Annotated in this window: 10 protein-coding genes; 8 read left to right on the top strand and 2 right to left on the bottom strand. The window is 64.6% G+C overall.

What is annotated here, in order from left to right:
• Window positions 1-849 precede the first annotated feature (849 nt).
• Entirely contained in the window at window positions 850-2,532 is a 1,683-nt protein-coding gene (locus ACTDXD_RS11500; RefSeq protein WP_440127147.1) for an RNA-binding domain-containing protein, read from the bottom strand.
• A gap of 199 nt (window positions 2,533-2,731) precedes the next feature.
• Here ACTDXD_RS11500 and ACTDXD_RS11495 point away from each other — a divergent pair, with 199 nt between their 5' ends.
• Window positions 2,732-4,240, top strand: a complete 1,509-nt coding sequence (locus tag ACTDXD_RS11495; RefSeq protein WP_440127146.1) for a DUF222 domain-containing protein — start codon at window positions 2,732-2,734, stop codon at window positions 4,238-4,240.
• On the opposite strand, the gene ACTDXD_RS11490 is transcribed toward ACTDXD_RS11495, so the two are convergent.
• A complete protein-coding gene (locus tag ACTDXD_RS11490; RefSeq protein ID WP_440127145.1) occupies window positions 4,149-5,471 on the bottom strand; it encodes a Fic family protein in 1,323 nt (440 codons plus the stop codon). The genes ACTDXD_RS11495 and ACTDXD_RS11490 overlap by 92 nt on opposite strands.
• Window positions 5,472-5,699: 228 nt before the next feature.
• Here ACTDXD_RS11490 and ACTDXD_RS11485 point away from each other — a divergent pair, with 228 nt between their 5' ends.
• From ACTDXD_RS11485 to ACTDXD_RS11455, 7 genes are all read left to right on the top strand, one after another.
• Window positions 5,700-9,146, top strand: coding sequence for a DEAD/DEAH box helicase family protein (locus tag ACTDXD_RS11485; RefSeq protein ID WP_440127144.1), 3,447 nt, complete (start codon window positions 5,700-5,702; stop codon window positions 9,144-9,146).
• A 99-nt stretch (window positions 9,147-9,245) separates the two neighbouring features.
• Window positions 9,246-11,342 (top strand): MMPL family transporter, encoded by a 2,097-nt coding sequence (locus tag ACTDXD_RS11480; protein ID WP_440127143.1) that lies wholly within the window; start codon window positions 9,246-9,248, stop codon window positions 11,340-11,342.
• Between the two features lie 45 nt (window positions 11,343-11,387).
• Window positions 11,388-14,711 carry a bifunctional lysylphosphatidylglycerol synthetase/lysine--tRNA ligase LysX gene (gene lysX / locus ACTDXD_RS11475; protein ID WP_440127142.1) on the top strand — a complete coding sequence of 1,108 codons (3,324 nt, stop codon included), beginning with the start codon at window positions 11,388-11,390 and terminating at the stop codon, window positions 14,709-14,711.
• Between the two features lie 182 nt (window positions 14,712-14,893).
• Window positions 14,894-16,822 (top strand): sensor histidine kinase, encoded by a 1,929-nt coding sequence (locus tag ACTDXD_RS11470; RefSeq protein ID WP_440127141.1) that lies wholly within the window; start codon window positions 14,894-14,896, stop codon window positions 16,820-16,822.
• A 69-nt stretch (window positions 16,823-16,891) separates the two neighbouring features.
• Entirely contained in the window at window positions 16,892-17,491 is a 600-nt protein-coding gene (locus ACTDXD_RS11465) for a histidine phosphatase family protein (protein WP_440127140.1), read from the top strand.
• 42 nt (window positions 17,492-17,533) lie between these two features.
• Complete coding sequence (locus ACTDXD_RS11460) at window positions 17,534-17,908, top strand: hypothetical protein (RefSeq protein ID WP_440127139.1); 375 nt, start codon at window positions 17,534-17,536, stop codon at window positions 17,906-17,908.
• 95 nt (window positions 17,909-18,003) lie between these two features.
• Entirely contained in the window at window positions 18,004-19,599 is a 1,596-nt protein-coding gene (locus tag ACTDXD_RS11455; RefSeq protein WP_440127138.1) for a molybdopterin-dependent oxidoreductase, read from the top strand.
• The last annotated feature ends 4 nt before the right edge of the window (window positions 19,600-19,603 follow it).

Raw genomic sequence — 19,603 nt, 5'->3', positions numbered from 1 at the left:
CGGATAGCTTCATCTGCCTGCCGAGTGACGGATCGCAATCGCTGCTTCGCGCGGCACGTACTCGAGCGACAGTCACGTGAGGAGAAGAAAAGCGGGCGCCCTGCGGGCGGCTGCACCCAACCGTACGGAGACCCTACGGGTCCCTGAGCTTGCCTTCGGCCCCTTCCCCACAGCTGCCCGGTCGCCATATCCCGATAGACCATCTCGGCCAACGCTTCTGGCCCCACGTCGTAGATGACGTGCGGCTTACGCTGGACCCGGTCGTTCGTGTCGACCCTCACGAGCGGGTGCTCCACCGCCAGCTGTGGAGACGAAGGTACTGGCGCCCAGTCGGTTTCACGCACGGGAATGGCACCCCTGCGCGCAGCGCCTTCTGCGCTGACGTCGGACCTGAGGAGATGAGCGACGAATGCCCGACGTGTCGCGGCTACCGGACCGGCCCACGCACACGTCGCAGCGAAACACCTCGAGCCTCTCGACGGAGGAGTCGAGAGGCTCGTGAAGTCAGGACGTCAGTGAAGACCCCGGCGGGGTGAGAAGAAGAGAGTCGGTATCGAAGACCGAACCATGAGAAGCGCCCCCTGGGGGCGTGTGGATAGACTCCACCCTACGGTGCATGACAGCTCTTTTCTGTCGTGTGCCCAGACCCCGGTTGGTGTTCCACCACCTTCCGGGGTCGACCTGTATTCAGGCCGGTTCAGGGATGATCCCATGCGCGACGATGAGCGTCAACACAAAAGTGCTCTCCAGATCGGAAGCACCGCCCGAATTTCCGCTTCTTGTTGACTTCCACCTCTGTTGGAGGGTCTGGCTACACGTCGAACATGCTTTGACTGCGCGGTGAAACCATTAGCTCTGGGGAGAGACATAGTGCGACGTGCGGCGACTCCCGCGGAGCGCAAGTAGGCCCTTACGTGCCATGCTCCGAAGCAGCGTGCTGGCGGCGGTCGGGGTGATCAGGCATAGTTCAGCGGCCTGTGCACGGGTAATGGATCCGTAGGTCGACACGTACTGGAGAACCATCTGTTCGCGCTGGATGACGTCAGTGCCGCGAGCCCTCACGTACGCGGATTGATTGTCGAGCGCCTGGTACACGGCTGATGACAGGTGATAGGTGCGGCCGCGGCCGGTTCCACGCATCTCCGTCAATCCCGCGTCGACCATGCGGGCGATTCCCGAGCGCGCCTCACCCTCGGTGATACGAAGATACCGGGCGATCTCCGGGATCGACAGCTGAGGTTCGACCCGCAGTTCATGCAGGATCTGGAGTCCGAACAGGTTCAACGGTGTGCCGGACTTGCTTTCCTGCTGCGCAATGAGCCGAGCCAGCGCGAGGTCGGCATCACCGAGCGGAACAACGGCGACGACCGACGACTCGCTCGACCTGCTGTAATCGGGCGCATCCCGGCCGATACGCAGAAGCGATGCATACATTTTGTTGATGCCACGCCCCGAGCGATCGACGATGCCAGCTCTGCGGAAGGCATCCGCGAGAATCGGGCTGCGCGGTTGGGACATGGTCAGGAGGTTGTCCAGCCGGACCCCAGGCGGGAACCCTCCAGGGCTGGTGACCGTGAACGCCTCGTCGGTGATTTCCACCCGAACGGCCCCCATTGCGGTGTAGTCGCGATGCACGAAGGCGTTAGCGATGGCCTCGCGCGCTGCAGTTTCCGGTACCAGCGGAATCGCCACACGAAGCAGTCCGAACTCGACTTCTTCTTCGCGGTTCCATGTTTGAAACCGCGACATCAGGTCTTCCGCGGACTTGAACAACGGATCGCGGGTAAACGTGTTCACCTCGAGCGCCAATCCGTTCAGCAACTGGAAGGCCGTCTCATGATTGGGAATGAACCGGCTGATGGCATCGGACTTGCCGAACAGCAGGACAGCTCCGAGAGAGGGACGGACGGTACCGTCGGCCTGGATATGCACCACGCCGAGCGCTCGGCAGATGTCCATACCTTCCAGCTCGGCGATAGCAAGGTCGGCGTTGGATGCCGTGGCGAGGCGGCGGAACCGTTCGAATTCAAGCGGATCGAGATCGGACCAATCCGCACCGTGAGCCGGAAGCGATGCGTAGTCGATTGCGCCGCGGTCGATTTCGCGAGCCAACATCTCGTGAGCAGCGAACGGGACACATTCAGGCGTTCCGTCCACTTTCATAGCGCGACGTAGGTACTTACCGTCTGCGGTTCCCGTGACCCGGGCCGAACGAGGAACCTCAACGACGATCACCTCGTTGCCGTCCATGTCGACGACGCTGGTGCGTGTCTGCACGATCGGAGAGGTCTTGTTCGTGATGAGCGCATCGATGCGGTCCGGGTGGGTGACAGGATCGTGCCGAGGATCTGCGCCAGTGACCCGCCCATCGTCCTCTACGCCTATGAGTAATGTGCCGCCGCTGCCGTTGGCCAGGCACACCACAGCCTCGACCAGGTCGGTGTCGTTGAACTTGTTCCGCTTCCCCCGCTTGAACTCAGTTGTCATCGACTCGCCCGCGGCAATGAGTGCACGGACATCTGCTGTATCCACAGCGCAATGATACGCAATACTTTGCAAAAATTATGCAACTTAATTTTAAGATGCGTTGTCAATGCATAAAGTTTGCATCCTCGGTCCCAGAGTGTCGACGCAAGGGAGGATTCTGCAGGGTGGCGCCGGGGTGAAAGACGAGACCCAGGACGTGACTCGAACTCGGATTCTTGTCGGAGGGTCCAGCTACACTCCGAACATGCTTTCGAATGATGGCGTCGACGGGCTCGGTCGAGTGGGAAACCACCTGGTCGCCCTCGACGCTGCCATCGAGGGTCTACTCACCGAGCCGCTGACGGGCCTGTCCGAATCCGATGTCGTCGAAGCGCTGCAACGGATGGAAGTCTCCCTGCGGAAGGCCGCTGCCGTCGGGCACCGGCTGATCGTCGAATCCGTCGAACGGTCGATCCCCGCACACCTCGCCTGCCGCTCCATCAACGACTTCCTCGTCTCCACTCTCCGCATCTCGGGAGCCGATGCCGCGAAACGCGTGAAGGGCGCCACCAAGACCGGCACCTGGCACACCCTCAGCGGCGAGCCCATGGACGCCACTCTGCCCGCCACCGCGGCGGCCGGCCGCGAAGGCGCCATCGGCCCCGACCACGTTGCCGCCATCGCCAGAACCATGCGCCAACTCCCAAACGGCACTACCCCGGACGAAATCGACGCCGCAGAGCAGATCCTCGCCGACGCCGCCCGCTCCACCACCCCTGAAGACGTCACAAAGATCGGCATCCACCTGCTCGCTCACCTCAACCCCGACGGCAACGCCCCCGACGAACGCGAACGGAAGCGGCGCCGCGGCCTGCGGCTCGGCAAGCAAGGGACCGACCTGATGACCCCGATCTCCGGACTGCTCGACCCGGAGACGCGGGCACTCCTCGAACCGGTGCTCGCCAAACTCGCCCGCCCGGGCATGAACAACCCCGACGATCCCGAATCACCCTCTGGAGATGTCGATTCCCCGAATCTGGACCGTACGGCGATGGCGAAGGCCGCCGCACGCGACACCCGCACAGCGGTACAGCGCAACCACGACGCACTGAAGGCCGGGCTGCGGCAGATGCTGTCGTCCGGCGTGCTGGGCAGTCATCGCGGCCTACCGGTGACGGCGATCATGACAATGTCGGTACACCAACTCGAGAAGGCGTCCGGCGTGGCGACTACCGCCACCGGCGGCATCGTTCCCATCAGGGATGCACTGCGCATGGCGCAGAACGCCCACCCGGTGCTCGCCATTTTCGACCACAACGGCCGCCCCCTTCACCTCGGTCGCGCCCGGCGCCTCGCCTCGGCGGATCAGCGACTCGCCCTCATCGCAGCGTCTCGCGGGTGCACGCGTCCCGGTTGCGATGCTCCTGCGTCCCTCACAGCCGTGCACCACGTGAACGAGTGGCAGCACGGCGGCGCCACCGACATCACCAACGAGGATCTCGCCTGCGACAGCTGCCATGCCCTCGTTCACGACGGTCCCGGAGGCTGGAAAACCCGCGTCGCACCGCCCGGTGCCGCGCATCCAGGCCGTGTCGAATGGATCGCGCCACCTCACATCGACCCCGACCGGCGCCCCCGAGTCAATCACCGGCACCACCTGGATCATTTCGTCGCCGGCGCCCTCACCCGGCACCGATACCGTCGGGAACGGCCGAGCCGGAGAGATACATCCCGCGACGCCCGGAGCGATGACAACGCCCCGCCACATCCTTGATACCGAGACACGTCTCTCGGAAACAGTCGATCAGGTCGAGGACGTCGCGTGCGACGTACCCTGTGGTGCCGCGTTCGACGCTCTTGCGGGACAGGACTCCGGCGTCCGCGAGTTCCTCGAGCGCGGCTCGCGCTGCGGGGAACGAGACCCCGAGGATACGTTGCACAGTGCGCGCGGTCATGATCGGCGCCTCGGTGAGCACCGGAAGGATGCGTGCTGTCGCAGACCCCGCTCGGGGCTCCCCTCGAAGCCCTTGCGCCTCGCGGTGGCCGGCAAGGCGGCCAACCCACTCGAGCGCCAGCTCGTCGATGTCCCGTGCCAAACGTTGCGCGTGCTCCGATGCGATGCCAGCGGACTCGATAAACGTCGAGAGCCAATCGTTCACGCCAGCGACGGCGTCGGGATCGACCGGGTTGCCCACATACCGGTAGGCGCTCAACCCGTCGACGTAGCGGTCGCTGAGAGTCGACAGCACGAGACTGATCGGGAGCACCGCTTCCGGTGCCAGACCGCGCCTGGCAAGAACGGTGTGGATCAACGCGCGCCCGACCCTACCGTTGCCGTCGGTGAACGGATGGATCGTTTCGAACTGGGCGTGCACGATCCCGGCTTGAATCAGCGGTCCGTGCAGGGATCCGTTGAGGTAGTCGACGAGGTCGGTCATCAACGGTCCGACATCCTCGGGCGAGGGCGGGACGAAATCCGCTTCGAGCGGATGCCAATTCGAGCCTCCGATCCAGTTCTGAACCTGCCGGAGGCCGTGATGCCGTTCGTCGGGCAGTAGTGCTGCGTGCAGCATGACGATGTCATCCACGGTGACGGCGTCGGTGTCGACCAGACTGCTCGACGCGTGCCGGAGGACCGAGATGTTGTTGGCTACGAGGCGCGCCTGGTCGCTGAACCCGCGGATGTCCTCATCCTGCGCCAATTCGGCCAGGGCGACCTGCTGAGGTGACGGGGCGATCCCCTCGATCATCGAGCTGGCGATCGCCTCCGACCGCAGCAGAAATCGAGCGATCGACTGCAGTCCGCCCGAACCAGGACCTGTTCCGAGTCTCCGGATGTCGCGCTCTGCGGACGCGGCACGCGCAGCAAGGTCGGGAGGCATGATCAGTGGTCGGTCCGTCACCAGGTCGGGAAGGTAACGGTCGTAATGACCGCCACGACGATCGCGCGCAACCAGACCGGAACCGGGATCCGGCTTCCAATACGCGCGATACAGCTCGGCCACTGTGCGAATCCCTTCATTCTGCCCGATACAATCAAAGTTTAGTATCTCAACCTTTAATGCGCGACGATCGTATTGAAGGTTGTCGGCATTCGGCCCCGGACGGTCGTGTCAGACCCGGCCAGTAGTGTTCGTCGGCTCCGGACAACTCGGATGCCTGTGCCAAGATCGAGCACAGAACGACACGTCACTGCGCGGGCGCGCACACGAGCGAAGAGAGGACCACGGTCCATGGTGGGGAACTTCGACTTCCTACAGGCCGAATGGCCGCAGCTGCACGCCGAGGCAAAGAAGGCCGAGCGCGACGCACTCTTCGACCCGCGCACCACCTGCTTCTACGCCCGTCGCGTCGTCGAGCACGCCGTCAAATGGATCTACCGCACCCAGAGCCTGCCCGAGCCGTACAAGTCCGACCTCGCGGCCCGGCTACACGACGGCAAGTTCGTCGCCGTCGTCGGGCACTCTCTCGTCGCGAAAATGGATCTCATCCGCCGACTCGGCAACACCGCCGTCCACGAGACCAGGCCCGTCCCGAAGGACGCAGGCACGAAGATGCTCGCGGAACTATTCCACATCCTGTCCTGGCTGGCCCGCAACTATGCGACGCAGCCGTCGAGCAAGCCGTCGCCACAGCAGCAGTTCGACCCGGCGCGACTGCCCAAGCCCGGCGGCGGGGCAGTCGTCGCGAAGACCGTCGCACAGCTCGGCAAACTCGAAGCCGAGTTGGCCACCAAAGACGCGAAGCTCGAGAAGTCCGAGGCCGAGAAGCAAGACCTCATCGCGCAGGTCAAGGCCCGCGACGAGGCTGCCGAGACGGCAGACCTGGAGAAAGCGAGCCTCGAGCAGCTCATCGCGGAGCTGCGCGCCCAGATCGAGGCGGCCCACCAGGCCAGCGCCGCAGCCCCCGACACCCATGACTACGACGAAGCGCAGACCCGCCGCGACCTCGTCGACCTGATGCTCCGCGAATCCGGGTGGCTGCTCGACCAGCCGCGAGACCGCGAGTACCCGGTCACCGGAATGCCCGACAGCAAGAGCGGATTCGCCGACTACGTGCTGTGGAGCGCCGACGGGCGCCCGCTTGCCGTGGTGGAGGCGAAACGGACGTCCGTGGATCCGTTCGCCGGGAAGCAGCAGGCGAAGCTGTACGCCGACTGCCTCGAACAGATGACGGGGCACCGCCCGGTCATCTATTACACCAACGGTTTCGAACACCACTTCTGGGACGACCTGCGCTATCCGGTGCGGCAGGTGGCCGGGTTCCACACCCGCGACGAACTCGAACTTCTCGTCGCGCGCCGAGCCTCGATCAGGCCGCTGGCCGACATCCCGGTACCGCAGGAGATCGCAGGCCGGCCGTATCAGGAGAAGGCGATCCGCTCGGTCATCGAACGGTTCGAGCACGAGAATCAGCGGGCTGCATTGCTGGTGATGGCCACCGGATCCGGAAAGACCCGCACCGTCGTCGCACTCGCCGACATGCTGATGCGTGCCAACTGGGTGAAGCGCGTGCTGTTCCTGGCCGACCGCAAGGCCCTCGTCAAACAGGCAGTCGGCGCGTTCAAGACGCATCTACCCGATTCGTCGCCGGTGAACCTGCTGACCGACAAGAACACCGAGGGTCGCGTCTACGTCTCCACCTATCCGACGATGATGGGCCTTATCGACGAAACTGATAGTGGTGCAAAACGATTCGGTCCTGGTTACTTCGACCTCATCGTCATCGACGAGGCGCATCGTTCGGTGTACCAGAAGTACCGGCACATCTTCGGCTATTTCGACTCGCTGCTGCTCGGACTCACCGCCACCCCCAAGGACGAGGTGGACTACAACACCTATCAGTTGTTCCAGCTCGAAACCGGTGTCCCCACCGACAACTACTCGCTCGATCAGGCAATCAACGACAGGTTCCTCGTACCGCCGCGCGCGGTGACGGTGCCACTGACGTTCCCGCTGCACGGTATCCGGTACGCCGACCTCAGCGACGAGGAGAAGAAGCGGTACGAGGGGATCGACTGGGGCGACGACGTCCCCGACGACGAGATCCCCGACGTCGTCCAGGCCGAGGCCGTCAACAAGTGGCTGTTCAACATCGATACCGTCGACAAGGTCCTCGAAACGCTCATGACGCACGGGCATCGCGTCGCGGGAGGCGACAGGCTCGGCAAGACCATCGTCTTCGCGAAGAATGAGCGGCACGCCCAGTTCATCGCGGATCGGTTCGATGTCAACTACCCCGAGTTCAAGGGCTCCTTCGCGCGCGTCATCACACACTCGGTGACCTACGGTCAGGACCTCATCGACAAGTTCTCACAACCCGACCAGGAACCGCACATCGCCATCTCCGTCGACATGCTCGACACCGGCATCGACGTCCCTGAGGTCGTGAACCTGGTGTTCTTCAAACCCGTGCGGTCGAAGTCGAAGTTCTGGCAGATGGTCGGCCGCGGCACCCGTCTGCGACCTGACCTGTATGGTCCCGGCCAGGACAAGACGGACTTCTTCATCTTCGACGTGTGCGGCAACTTCGACTATTTCGATCAGCACCCGGATGCCTCCGAGGGTGCGCTCTCGCCCTCGCTGTCGCAGCGGCTGTTCACCGTACGCACCGAACTCGTGGCGGCACTGGACCGTTCCGGCGCGGCGACGGAGCTGCGCAAGGCGACTGCGGACACACTGCACACCCAGGTTGCCGGCATGCGGCTCGACAACTTCATCGTCCGCACTCGCCGTCGTGAGGTAGAGAAGTACGCCGACCGCGCCGCGTGGGACTCGCTGACAGAGCAGCAGGCCGCCGAGATCGTCGAGAGTCTCGCCGGGCTGCCGACCACCGTGCGCGACAGCGACGAGATGGCCAAGCGGTTCGATCTCGTCGTCCTGCGTGGCCAACTCGCCGTCATCATCGACGACGGCACTCTTCCGAAACACGAGGGCACCATCCGCGGTGTCGCCGACGGGCTGCTCGAGGAAGGGCTGACGATCCCGAAGGTCAAAGCCAAGGAAGAATTGCTCCGCGAGGTCGCGAGCGACGAATGGTGGCAGGACGTCACCCCGGAAATGCTCGAACACGCTCGGCGGGAACTGCGATCGGTCGTCGGGCTGCTGGAGAAGAAGAAGCGGGCCATCGTCTACACCGACTTCACTGATACCCGCGGCGAGGTCGTCGAAAGGAACATGCCGGAGATGTCGTCCGGTACCGATGTAGAGCGCTACACCGCGAAAGTGCGCGACTATCTGCGTCGCCAGCCCCACAACCTGGCCCTGCAGAAGCTGCGCTCCGGCAAATCGCTGACCCCGGCCGACTTGGAATCCCTCGAAGAGCTGCTGGCACGCAGCGGCGCCGGCGACTCCGAGGACATGGAACGGGCCATCGCAAACGCACAGGGGCTCGGGCGATTCATCCGCTCCCTGGTCGGTCTCGACCAGCAGGCCGTGCAGGAAGCTTTCGCGGAGTTCCTCGGTGAGCGGACCGCGTCGTCCAGCCAGATCGACTTCGTCAACCTCGTGATCAGTCACCTCACCCGGCACGGTGAGATGGACCCGAAGCTGCTGTTCGAGGCGCCGTTCACCGATACCGCGCCGCAGGGGCCGACCCAACTGTTCGCACCCGAGCAGACGAAACGGCTCGTCGGCGTCATCCGTTCGATAAGTGACTCCGCAGGAGCAGCCACCGCCTGACTCATCCGTGCGGGCAGGCACTCCGAATCCTGAGCGACCGGCACGCTCGAGGCAACATGGTGCCTGCACGTTCCGTGCCGGCCCGACCAGGAGGAGCTCTTGAGCACCACGACGACATCGAAACCCCACCGCTCTCGTCTGCGATGGCTGATACCCGCCGTGCTCCTTCTGGTGTGGCTCGGAATCGCGGGCGGCGGCGGGCCGTTCGCAGGCAAGCTCAGCGAAGTCGCCTCGACCGACGCGAGTTCCTTCCTGCCCGCCTCGGCGGAATCGACCCGCGCCGACGAGATCTACGCCGAGTTCCGCGACAGCGACGCGATTCCTGCGATTGTCGTCGCCGAGCGCGACGGCGGGATCACCCAGGACGACATCGCCTTCCTCGCCACGGAATCGGCGGGACCGCCGCCCATCCCCTCCGAGGACGGGCAGGCAGTGCAGATGATCGTCCCGATCGACAGCAACGTCGAGGTCAAGGATGCCGTCGAAGAGCTGCGTACCGCGCTCGAAGGCGCACCGGAAGGCCTGACCGTCCACGTGACCGGACCCGCGGGTCAGGCGGCGGATCTCTCGGCTGCGTTCGCCGGGATCGACGGACTGCTGTTGCTCGTCGCGGGCGGTGTGGTGCTGCTCATCTTGATCGTCGTCTACCGCAGTCCACTGCTGCCGTTCGTCGTCATCATCTCGGCCGTGTTCGCACTCGCGCTCGCCAGTGCGCTCGTCTACCTGCTCGCCGACGCAGGCACCATCGCGCTCAACGGGCAGAGCCAGGGCATCATGTTCATCCTGGTATTCGGTGCAGCCACCGACTATGCGTTGTTGCTTGTGGCCCGCTTCAGAGAAGAATTGCGCATCCAGGAAGACAAGTACGCTGCCATGCGCACAGCGTGGCGCGCCTCGCTCGAACCCATCGCAGCATCGGCGGGCACCGTCATCCTCGGTGTGCTCTGCTTGCTGCTGTCCGATCTGAACTCCAACCGCGGTCTCGGACCGGTCGCCGCGATCGGTATTGCCGCGTCGTTCGTCGCCTCCATGACATTCCTGCCCGCCGCCCTCGTCCTACTCGGGCGAGTCGCCTTCTGGCCCACCCGGCCGCGGTACGAACCGAATTTCGACAGCGACAACCTCGAACAGGCGCACCGCTTCTGGAACCGAATCGCCCAGTGGGTGGGATCGAAACCGCGACCCATCTGGATCGTGTGCAGTCTCGTACTCGTCGCCTTCGCGCTGCTGCTGCCGCAATTCAAGGCTGCCGGTGTGGCATCGTCCGATCTGTTCCTCCTGCAGACCGATTCCAAGTCCGGACAGCAGATCCTCGGCGAGCACTTCGACGCAGGCAGCGGTTCGCCGACCGTGATCATCGCAAACGAACCGTCACGCGACGCAGTTACCGACGCCGCCCGGATCGAGGGCGTCACGACCGTCGAACCTGTCACCGGCCCGGACGGTGCCCCCACCGTCGTCGACGGGCAGATCGCTCTCCAGGCCACCCTGTCCGACGCGGCCGACTCGCTCGAGGCGGAGGCGACAGTCGAACGCATCCGCGAGGCCGTGCACGCGGTGCCCGGCTCCGACGCCCTCGTCGGCGGGCCCACCGCGGTCGACCTCGATACCAAGGACACCGCTACCCGCGACCGCACACTGATCATCCCGGTCGTCGCACTCGTGGTGCTGCTGGTGCTCATCGTGCTGCTGCGGGCGATCGTCGCGCCGATTCTGCTGATGCTCACCGTCATCGTGTCGTTCGCGGCCACTCTCGGTGTGTCGTCGCTGCTGTTCAACCACGTGTTCAACTTCCCCGGCTCGGATCCGGTGGTGCCGCTCTTCGCATTCGTGTTCCTCGTTGCGCTCGGCGTCGACTACAACATCTTCCTCATGACCCGGGTGCGCGAGGAAACGAAGAAGGTGGGCACGCGCACCGGCACGCTCCGTGCGCTCACGGTCACCGGCGGGGTTATCACGTCGGCGGGAATCGTGCTTGCCGCCACGTTCTCGGCGCTGGCGGTCATTCCGCTGCTGTTCCTTGCGCAACTCGCGTTCATCGTCGCGTTCGGTGTACTGCTCGATGCGCTTCTGGTGCGGTCGCTGGTGGTTCCGGCACTGACGATCGACATCGGCCGCAAGGTCTGGTGGCCGAGCGCACTGTCGCGTAGCGAGCCCGATACCGCGGCCGAGACCGACACGAAGGCAGTGTCCTAGCGCGTACCGTTCGCAACGGAGGCCCGACAACGATACGGTCGGGACATGTCTGCGGATCTCACCGCGAGGCCGGATCCACCGTCCCCGGTGACGGTTCCGTCTCCCACAGCGCCCACACGCTTCCACGCCCGCATGACGGCGGTTCCACACTTCTTCGGAGTGGCGCTCGCCGTGTATGCGGGCGTGGTCGCGTTGTGGTCGCTGTCGCCCACATTGCGCGTCTGGCTTCACACGCCGCGCGAGTACATCGACGAGTACTACTTCGACGCCCCCGATACGAGTCTGTCGTTCGCGCTCGTCGTCGCGGTGCTCGCCGCCGCGATCGCGGGGCGCAAGCGCATCGCCTGGTGGATCCTCACGATCTACCTCGGCGGGTTCGCGCTCACGAATCTGATGCTCGCGATCGTGGACCGCGATCCGAGCCACCTCGGGGCGTTGATCGTGCATCTGCTGCTCGTGGGGGTGCTGCTGCTCTCGTTCGGCGAATTCGACACGCGTGTGCGGCCGGGTTCGATTCCGTGGTCGCTGGTGGTCCTCGTGGGAGGACTCGTCACCGCGACATTGATCGGCTGGGGGCTCGTCGAACTGTTTCCCGGAACTCTGCCTCCCGAGGACCGCTTGTGGTGGGCAGTCAATCGCGTCACCGCCCTGACCTTCATCGACAACGACCAGTTCAGCGGGCACACACACTGGCTCGTCAGCACCGCCCTCGGGTTCCTCGGCGCACTTGCGTTGCTTGCCGCACTGTTCGTACTGTTCCGATCCCAACGCTCGTCGAATGCGCTCACCGGGACAGACGAATCCGCAATCCGGCGACTGCTCGATCAGCACGGCGACGACTCGCTCGGTTACTTCGCGACGCGACGCGACAAGGCCGTGGTGTTCGCACCGAGTGGTAAGGCTGCCGTCACCTATCGCGTCGAGATCGGTGTGTGCCTTGCCTCGGGCGATCCGGTGGGCGATCCCGAGGCGTGGCCGCACGCGATCGACGAATGGCTGGGCCTTGCCCGCGCGTACGGATGGACACCTGCCGTGATGGGCGCGAGCGAGGACGGCGCCCGGGCGTATCACCGTGCCGGACTGTCGGTCCTGCAGCTCGGCGACGAGGCGGTATTGCACACGCAGGGATTCTCTCTCACCGGCCACGACATGAAGCCGGTGCGACAGGCCGTCAACCGGGCACGCAAGCACGGTGTGTCCGTACGGATTCGACGACACTTCGATGTCGGCACCGGCGAGATGGCCAACGTGATCCGGCTCGCCGACGCCTGGCGCGACACCGACACCGAACGCGGATTCTCAATGGCACTCGGCCGGCTGGGCGATCCACTCGACGCGAACTGTCTTCTCGTCGAGGCGATCGTCGACGGCACACCGGTCGCGATGCTGTCACTCGCGCCCTGGGGTGAAAACAGCGTGTCGCTCGATCTGATGCGTCGTGACCCGGCGGCACCGAACGGTGTCGTCGAGTTCATGGTCACCGAGCTCGCCACCCACGCATCGATTTTCGGAATCGACCGAATCTCACTGAACTTCGCGGTCTTCCGCTCCGCGTTCGAAGAGGGCTCTCGCATCGGGGCCGGGCCGGTCATGCGGTTGTGGCGATCGATACTGCTGTTCTTCTCCCGGTGGTGGCAACTCGAAGCTCTCTACCGATCCAACGTCAAGTACCACCCCGAATGGGTGCCGCGCTTCCTGTGTTTCCGCGACAACCGCGAGATTCCGCGTATCGCACTGGCTTCGTCGGTTGCCGAGGGTTTTCTCACGGTGCCCAGTTTCGGTCGCCGGAAACTCCTGAAGCACACCGGTACCCATTCGATGCTGCCGGTCGACCCCGACGCGGTGCCCGAGCACGGAAGTATCCCGGAGGCCGACTCCGCCCCATCGCGATCGGCACACTCCGGCGGTAATCGCCGAGGCCCTGAGCAGGACCGCGTACGGATGAATACGTTGGAGAGGATCGTCGAGTACGGCGTCGACCCCTATCCGGTCGCCGACGCACCGACCCATACCGTTGCCGAAGCCCGCGAGACGACCCGCGGGGGGCCGGTTCAGGTCGCCGGCCGGATATTACGGATCCGCGATTTCGGTGGAGTCCTGTTCGCCGTCGTGCGTGACTGGTCCGGTGATGTGCAGATCCTCGTCGATCGCGAACGGGTCGGTGGCCGCCAATTCCTGTTCGACCTCGGCGATCTCGTTGAAGTCTCCGGCGAGATGGGTCGCAGTCGGACCGGGGAGGTCTCCTTGCTGGCCGACTCGTGGCGAATCAACGGTAAGTGTCTGCATCCGCTGCCCGACAAGTGGCGCGGTCTTGTCGATCCGGAGGCGAAAGTTCGCCAGCGGTACGTGGATCTGGCGATCGACCGCAACGCCCAGCGGCTACTGGCTGCCCGCAGTGCCGTGGTGCGGTCCCTGCGCGACCAGCTGCAGGACGTCGGATACCTCGAGGTCGAGACACCGATCCTGCAGTCCGTACACGGCGGGGCGAATGCAGCACCGTTCACCACGCACATCAACGCCTACGACACCGACCTGTATCTGCGGATCGCACCCGAGTTGTATCTCAAACGCCTGTGCGTGGCCGGGATGGAGAAAGTGTTCGAGATCGGACGCGTATTCCGCAACGAAGGTACAGATTTCAAGCATAATCCGGAATTCACGATCCTCGAGGCGTACGAGGCGCACAGCGACTACGAAAAAATGCTCACACTCGCCCGCACCCTGATCCAGCGGGCGGCGGTCGCCGCGCACGGACGCGAGATCATCGTTCGCCGCGACGACCACGGCACGCCGGTGGAGATCGACATTTCGGGTGAGTGGCCGATCAAGACCTTCCACGACGCGTTGTCCGAGGCCCTGGGCACGTTCGTCGACGCAGAGACCCCGGCCGAGGTACTACGCCGGATGTGCGACGAACGCTCGATCGCCTACGACCCGGCGTGGGACGCAGGCGCGACTGCACAGGAACTCTACGAGCACCTCGTCGAATCCCGTACCGAATTTCCGACGTTCTACACCGACTTCCCCACGTCCGTCTCGCCTCTGACCAGACCGCACCCGCGCAAACGTGGTGTCGCGGCGAAGTGGGACCTGGTCGCGTGGGGTGTCGAACTCGGCACCGCCTACAGCGAATTGACCGATCCGATCGATCAGCGGGCGCGGCTCACCGAGCAGTCACTTCTCGCCGCGGGCGGCGACGAGGAAGCGATGGAGCTCGACGACGATTTCCTGCACGCACTCGAGTACGCGATGCCGCCGACAGGTGGTCTCGGTATGGGCGTCGACCGAATCGTGATGTTGATCCTCGGTGGGAGTATCCGCGAATCACTCGCATTCCCGTTCGTAAAGCCGCGGCATTCGCAAAGCTGACGTCGAATACACATTCCCCCTGCACCGGACGGTTGACACCCTTCACAGCAGGCAGATCACGCTTCGGGTCTTTACCCGAACTTTGGGTGGAGATTTGTACAATATCACCCTCAAGGGGTAGAACGTATTCCAGCGCACTTTCTCACGCGCCGAAATAGCCCTGTGTGGAAGGAAAACCGAGCGTGAAACTCCGCCGCAGCAGCATCTTCCAGCTCGGCAACTGGCAGCTGAGATACAAACTCGGTGTCGTCGTCGCCGTGCCCCTCCTCGCAGCAATGCTGCTCGGTGGTCTCCGCATCAGCACTCAGCTCGAGGAATCGAGCCGGTACGACGCCCTCTCCGACCAGATTGCCGTCGCACCGGCACTGCTCGAGTACTCGACCGCCCTCGTGAGCATGGTGACCGTGACCGGCCTCGGAATCCCACCGACGCTGGCGACCTCGGAAGACGTCACCACAACGATGCGACAGGTGGTCGATACGGCAGACGAGAGCGGACTCGGCCCGGCCATCCACAAGGAACTCGACGCACTCCTCACCGACGGCGCAATCCTTCACGACGGCGTGATGAATTCGGGCATGTCTGCGGAGGAACGAGAGCGACGCACCACCGATTTCCTGGTCAGATGCAAGAAAATCTTCCGCGACATCTTCGACCTTCTCGAAGACAACGACGCACTCGTCGACGCCTCCAATCTGATCACCGTGTGGGACGCACAGCTCAATCTGCTCAGCGAGATGGAAACGCTCGGCATGCTTGCAACCAATCCCGAAGCGGCACAGGCCGCTGCATTGAAGGCCATCAACAACGAGGAGTCGACTCTACGGCTGCTACTCGGCTCGCGGCTCGACACCGGCCAGATCGAAGGAATGCTCGGCGACATCGCAGCACGCCGGACGCTGATCCAGAACTACACACCCACCCGCCAATTCGGCGAGCAACTACGCGGTTCGATGGTGGCGGCTTCTGCGCCGTACGCCGACACCATCGTCCATGCCAGCGATCAGATCACGACGACACTCGACCGCCTCACCTCCGACGCCCGATCCGACGCCATCCGCGACTCGATCCTGATCGGCACGCTACTCGTGGTCGCGCTCGGACTCGGCCTGCTCGTCGCGCGATCTCTTGGCCTCCCACTCCGTCGGCTCCGCAAGGAAACCCTGGCCGCCGCCGAGACCGAACTTCCCAACGCAATCGCAGCGGTGAAGGACGGCGCCGACGTCGAGAGCGTCCGCCTCGCACCGATCGGCATCGAGACCACCGAAGAGATCGGCCAGGTGTCGCGAGCTGTGGATTCGATGAAGAACGAAGCTCTCCGGCTCGCGGGCGAGCAGGCACACCTGCGGCAGCAAGTGAACGTCATGTTCGAAACCCTCGCACGACGAAACAAGACTCTTGTCGAACAGCAGCTCTCGCTCATCGATTCGCTCGAATACCAGGAGAAGGACCCCGCCCGCCTGCAAAGCCTGTTCTCCCTCGACCATCTTGCAGCGCGCATGCGTCGCACCGGCGAGTCGTTGCTCGTGCTCGCGGGCACCCGGCCTCGCACCCGCACATCACCGGCGCCGCTCACCGACGTGTTGCGGGGCGCGGTCTCCCAGGTCGAGAACTACCAGCGGGTCCACATCGGGCGCACGCCGCACGGCTATCTCGTCGGAAAAGCCGTCGACGACGTGGTGCATATGGTTGCCGAGCTCGTCGACAATGCGCTGCGCGCGTCTCCTCCCAACAGCCCGGTAAGACTCGAATTCGCATCCGCAGAGGGTGGCGGGCTTCTGCTCGAGATTGCGGATGTGGGGATCGGTATCCCGCGCGATGCACTCGAGCAGATCAACCTGCGTCTCTCCGCGTGGGACGAGGCCGACGTCAACGCGCCTCGGCAGATGGGCTTGTTCGTGGTGGGTCGCCTCGCTGCGCGCAACGGCATGAACGTCCGGCTTCGCCCCACGTTCGACTCGGACACCAATGCCGGTGTGACCGCATCGGTCTACTTCCCCTCGTCCTTGCTCGCCGAAATCCAGGCACCGAGCACCACCGCGATCACCGAACGCCCGCGTCGGCTCTCCCCAGAGAACGACCCGTCGCAGCACATGCAAGGAGGACGCTGAGGGCGCGCATGTTTCACGTGAAACGGGGGCGTTTACGCCTGCCCGCGCACGCCTGGCATGGTGGACACCGTGCAGCTTCTCCTGATCCGCCACGCCCAACCGGAATACGCCCGCGTGAACCTGGGGCGCGCTGATCCGTCCCTGACCGAACAGGGACTGGTTCAAGCCGGACGGCTGGTGGAAGCGCTCGCGCCCTACCGGATCGCGCGGTTGTTCTCGAGCCCGCAGCTCCGGGCGCTCCAAACAGCCCAGCCACTCGCCGACCGGCTGACGCTGCCGGTCGAGCAGATCGCGGGCCTCGCGGAGTACGACTACGAGCTCGATCACTACATTCCGTTCGAAACCGCGAAAGAACTCGGATCCGACGCCTATCAGCGCATCCTTGCTGGTCACCTTCCCGATTTCGTCGATGCGGAACTTTTCCGCACGCGGGTGCTGACGTCGGTCGAGCAGGTCGTTTCCTCGTGTACGCATGAGGAGACCGCGGTGGTCGTCGCGCACGGCGGGGTCATCAACATCGTGCTGCAAGACCTCCTCGGGCTCGAGTTGCCGCTGGCATTCCCGATCGAATACGCATCGGTCACGCGCCTTCTCGTCTCCCGCGCGGGTCGGCGGCGGGTGGCGTCGATCAACGAGACAGGGCATGTGCGCGACACATTGCGCGTGTGAAACCGGCACACGGGCCGAGCGCAGCTCCTACGCTGAGGGGCCATGCGCACCTTCAGCCGAACAGTGTCCATAGTTGCTCTGGCCGGCGCTGCGGTGCTCGGCACCGCAGGCACCGCAGCTGCCGACGAGTGGCCCTCCGACAACGGCGCGGTGACCGTCGTCGAACAGCCCGACTTCCTCGTTCCGAGCGACGGCGAGTTCTGGAATCCGCTGGTCGCGAAAAACCGGCTCACCTCACCGTTCGGTGAGTCGACGCGAATCGAATGTACGCAATTCCACGGCGTACTCCTCGACTGCTGGCAGGCCGACCAGAACGGAAATCCGCACAAGCTCACCGCACTCCCGTTCAACTTCCCCGCGGTCACCGGTTCCTCGGAGCCGGGTGGAGGTCCGTCGCACTTCGTGTATCTCGGCTGATATCGGAAGCCGCGTCGTCCACTGCCGCACCGGCTCACCCATCCGCTTCATGTTCGGTACCGAAGTCCTCCCCGACATGACGGAAGGACAGGTGCATGACGACGAACGAGGAGAGCACGCACGAGGGCAACCCGGAAACGGGGAATCGCAGACCGCATGCGCGGCCCGTGCTCGCGGCGCGGGCGCTCGCCGGCATACTGGCCGCTGCGGTCACCCTGGGAGTGGGCGAACTCGTAGCGGTGCCGTTCGGATCGTCCGCGTCCCCGTTCTTCGCAGTCGGATCCACGACCGTCGACCGAAGTCCTTCGTGGGCGCGTGAGATCGCGATCACCACCTTCGGCACCAATGACAAGACAGCGCTGTTCATCGGGATGAGCATCCTGATCGCGGTGTTCGCCGCGCTCGCCGGGATCGTCGAGCGGCCCGGGCGCCCCTACGGCAGTCTCGTTCTCGTTGGCCTCGGCCTCGTCGGGGTATATGCAGCCACGACCCGGCCCGATGCGACCGCCGTCGCTGCCGTTCCGACAATCGTGGGTGTCGCCGCAGGGGTCGCAACCTTGACGACTCTCACCCGGTGCGCGCTCGGGATCGACAAGGCAGCACACGCAGGCTCAGGGTTTCCCCGCCGACGATTTCTCGTACTGGCAGGCGCCGCTGCTGCCGTCGCAGTGTCCGCCGGTATGGCAGGCCGTCACCTCGCAGGCTCGATCGCCGGTGCCGTCCGCAACCGCATGGCCTTCGTTGCACCACTCGTGAAGACGGGCGATCGTGCGCCGGCGGTCGCACCCGGCTCCGAGATCACAGTCCCCGGAGCGACACCGTTCATCACCGGTAACAACAGCTTCTACCGCATCGACACCGCTTTGCAGGTGCCGATGCTCACCACCGACGACTGGGCACTGCGGATACATGGCATGGTCGATCGGGAGATCACGTTGAACTGGGACGATCTCACGGCTCGCACACCGGTCGAACGCACCATCACTCTGACCTGCGTGTCCAACGAGGTCGGCGGATCTCTCGCAGGCACCGCCACCTGGATCGGCTACCCGATCAAAGACCTACTCGACGAGGTAGGCATCTCGCCCGACGCCGACATGCTGTTGTCGACCAGTGTCGACGGATTCACCGTCGGCACGCCGACAGCACTCGTGCGTGACGGCCGCGACGCGCTGCTCGCGGTGACGATGAACGGTGAGCCGCTGCCTTTCGAGCACGGCTATCCGGTCCGGCAGGTGATCCCCGGCCTGTACGGATTCGTCTCGGCCACAAAGTGGGTCGTGGACTGGGAGGTGACACGGTTCGACCGGGCACAGGCGTATTGGACGCGTCGCGGTTGGGCCGAGCAGGCACCGATCAAGACAGCGTCCCGGATCGATGTTCCGGCGCCGTTCGCACGTGTCACCGGAGGCGAGGTCCTGGTCGCGGGTACGGCATGGGCCCAGCACCGCGGTATCGCCCGGGTCGAAGTGCGGGTGGACGGAGGCCCGTGGGACGACGCGACCCTAGCCGAGGAATACTCCATCGACACCTGGCGTCAATGGCATTGGAAGTGGCAGGCCGTTCCCGGCACGCACACCCTTCAGGTACGGGCGACCGATCGAGGCGGCGAGGTCCAGACCGAACTGCGCGTCGAGCCGATCCCCGACGGCGCCAGCGGATGGCACACCCGCTCGATCACCGTCGTGTGAGCAC

Source organism: Rhodococcus sp. SJ-3 (genome assembly GCF_051918125.1).
In the GTDB taxonomy this organism is placed as follows: domain Bacteria; phylum Actinomycetota; class Actinomycetes; order Mycobacteriales; family Mycobacteriaceae; genus Rhodococcus.
Note: the sequence above shows the minus strand (reverse complement) of the source record. Positions and strands in the feature narration are given on the sequence as shown.

Excerpts from the sequence above, each read along its gene's own strand:
- ACTDXD_RS11455 (WP_440127138.1), top strand. The coding sequence starts at position 18,004 with ATGACGACGAACGAGGAGAGCACGCACGAGGGCAACCCGGAAACGGGG.
- ACTDXD_RS11460 (WP_440127139.1), top strand. The coding sequence starts at position 17,534 with ATGCGCACCTTCAGCCGAACAGTGTCCATAGTTGCTCTGGCCGGCGCT.
- ACTDXD_RS11495 (WP_440127146.1), top strand. The coding sequence starts at position 2,732 with ATGCTTTCGAATGATGGCGTCGACGGGCTCGGTCGAGTGGGAAACCAC.
- lysX (WP_440127142.1), top strand. The coding sequence starts at position 11,388 with ATGTCTGCGGATCTCACCGCGAGGCCGGATCCACCGTCCCCGGTGACG.
- ACTDXD_RS11485 (WP_440127144.1), top strand. The coding sequence starts at position 5,700 with ATGGTGGGGAACTTCGACTTCCTACAGGCCGAATGGCCGCAGCTGCAC.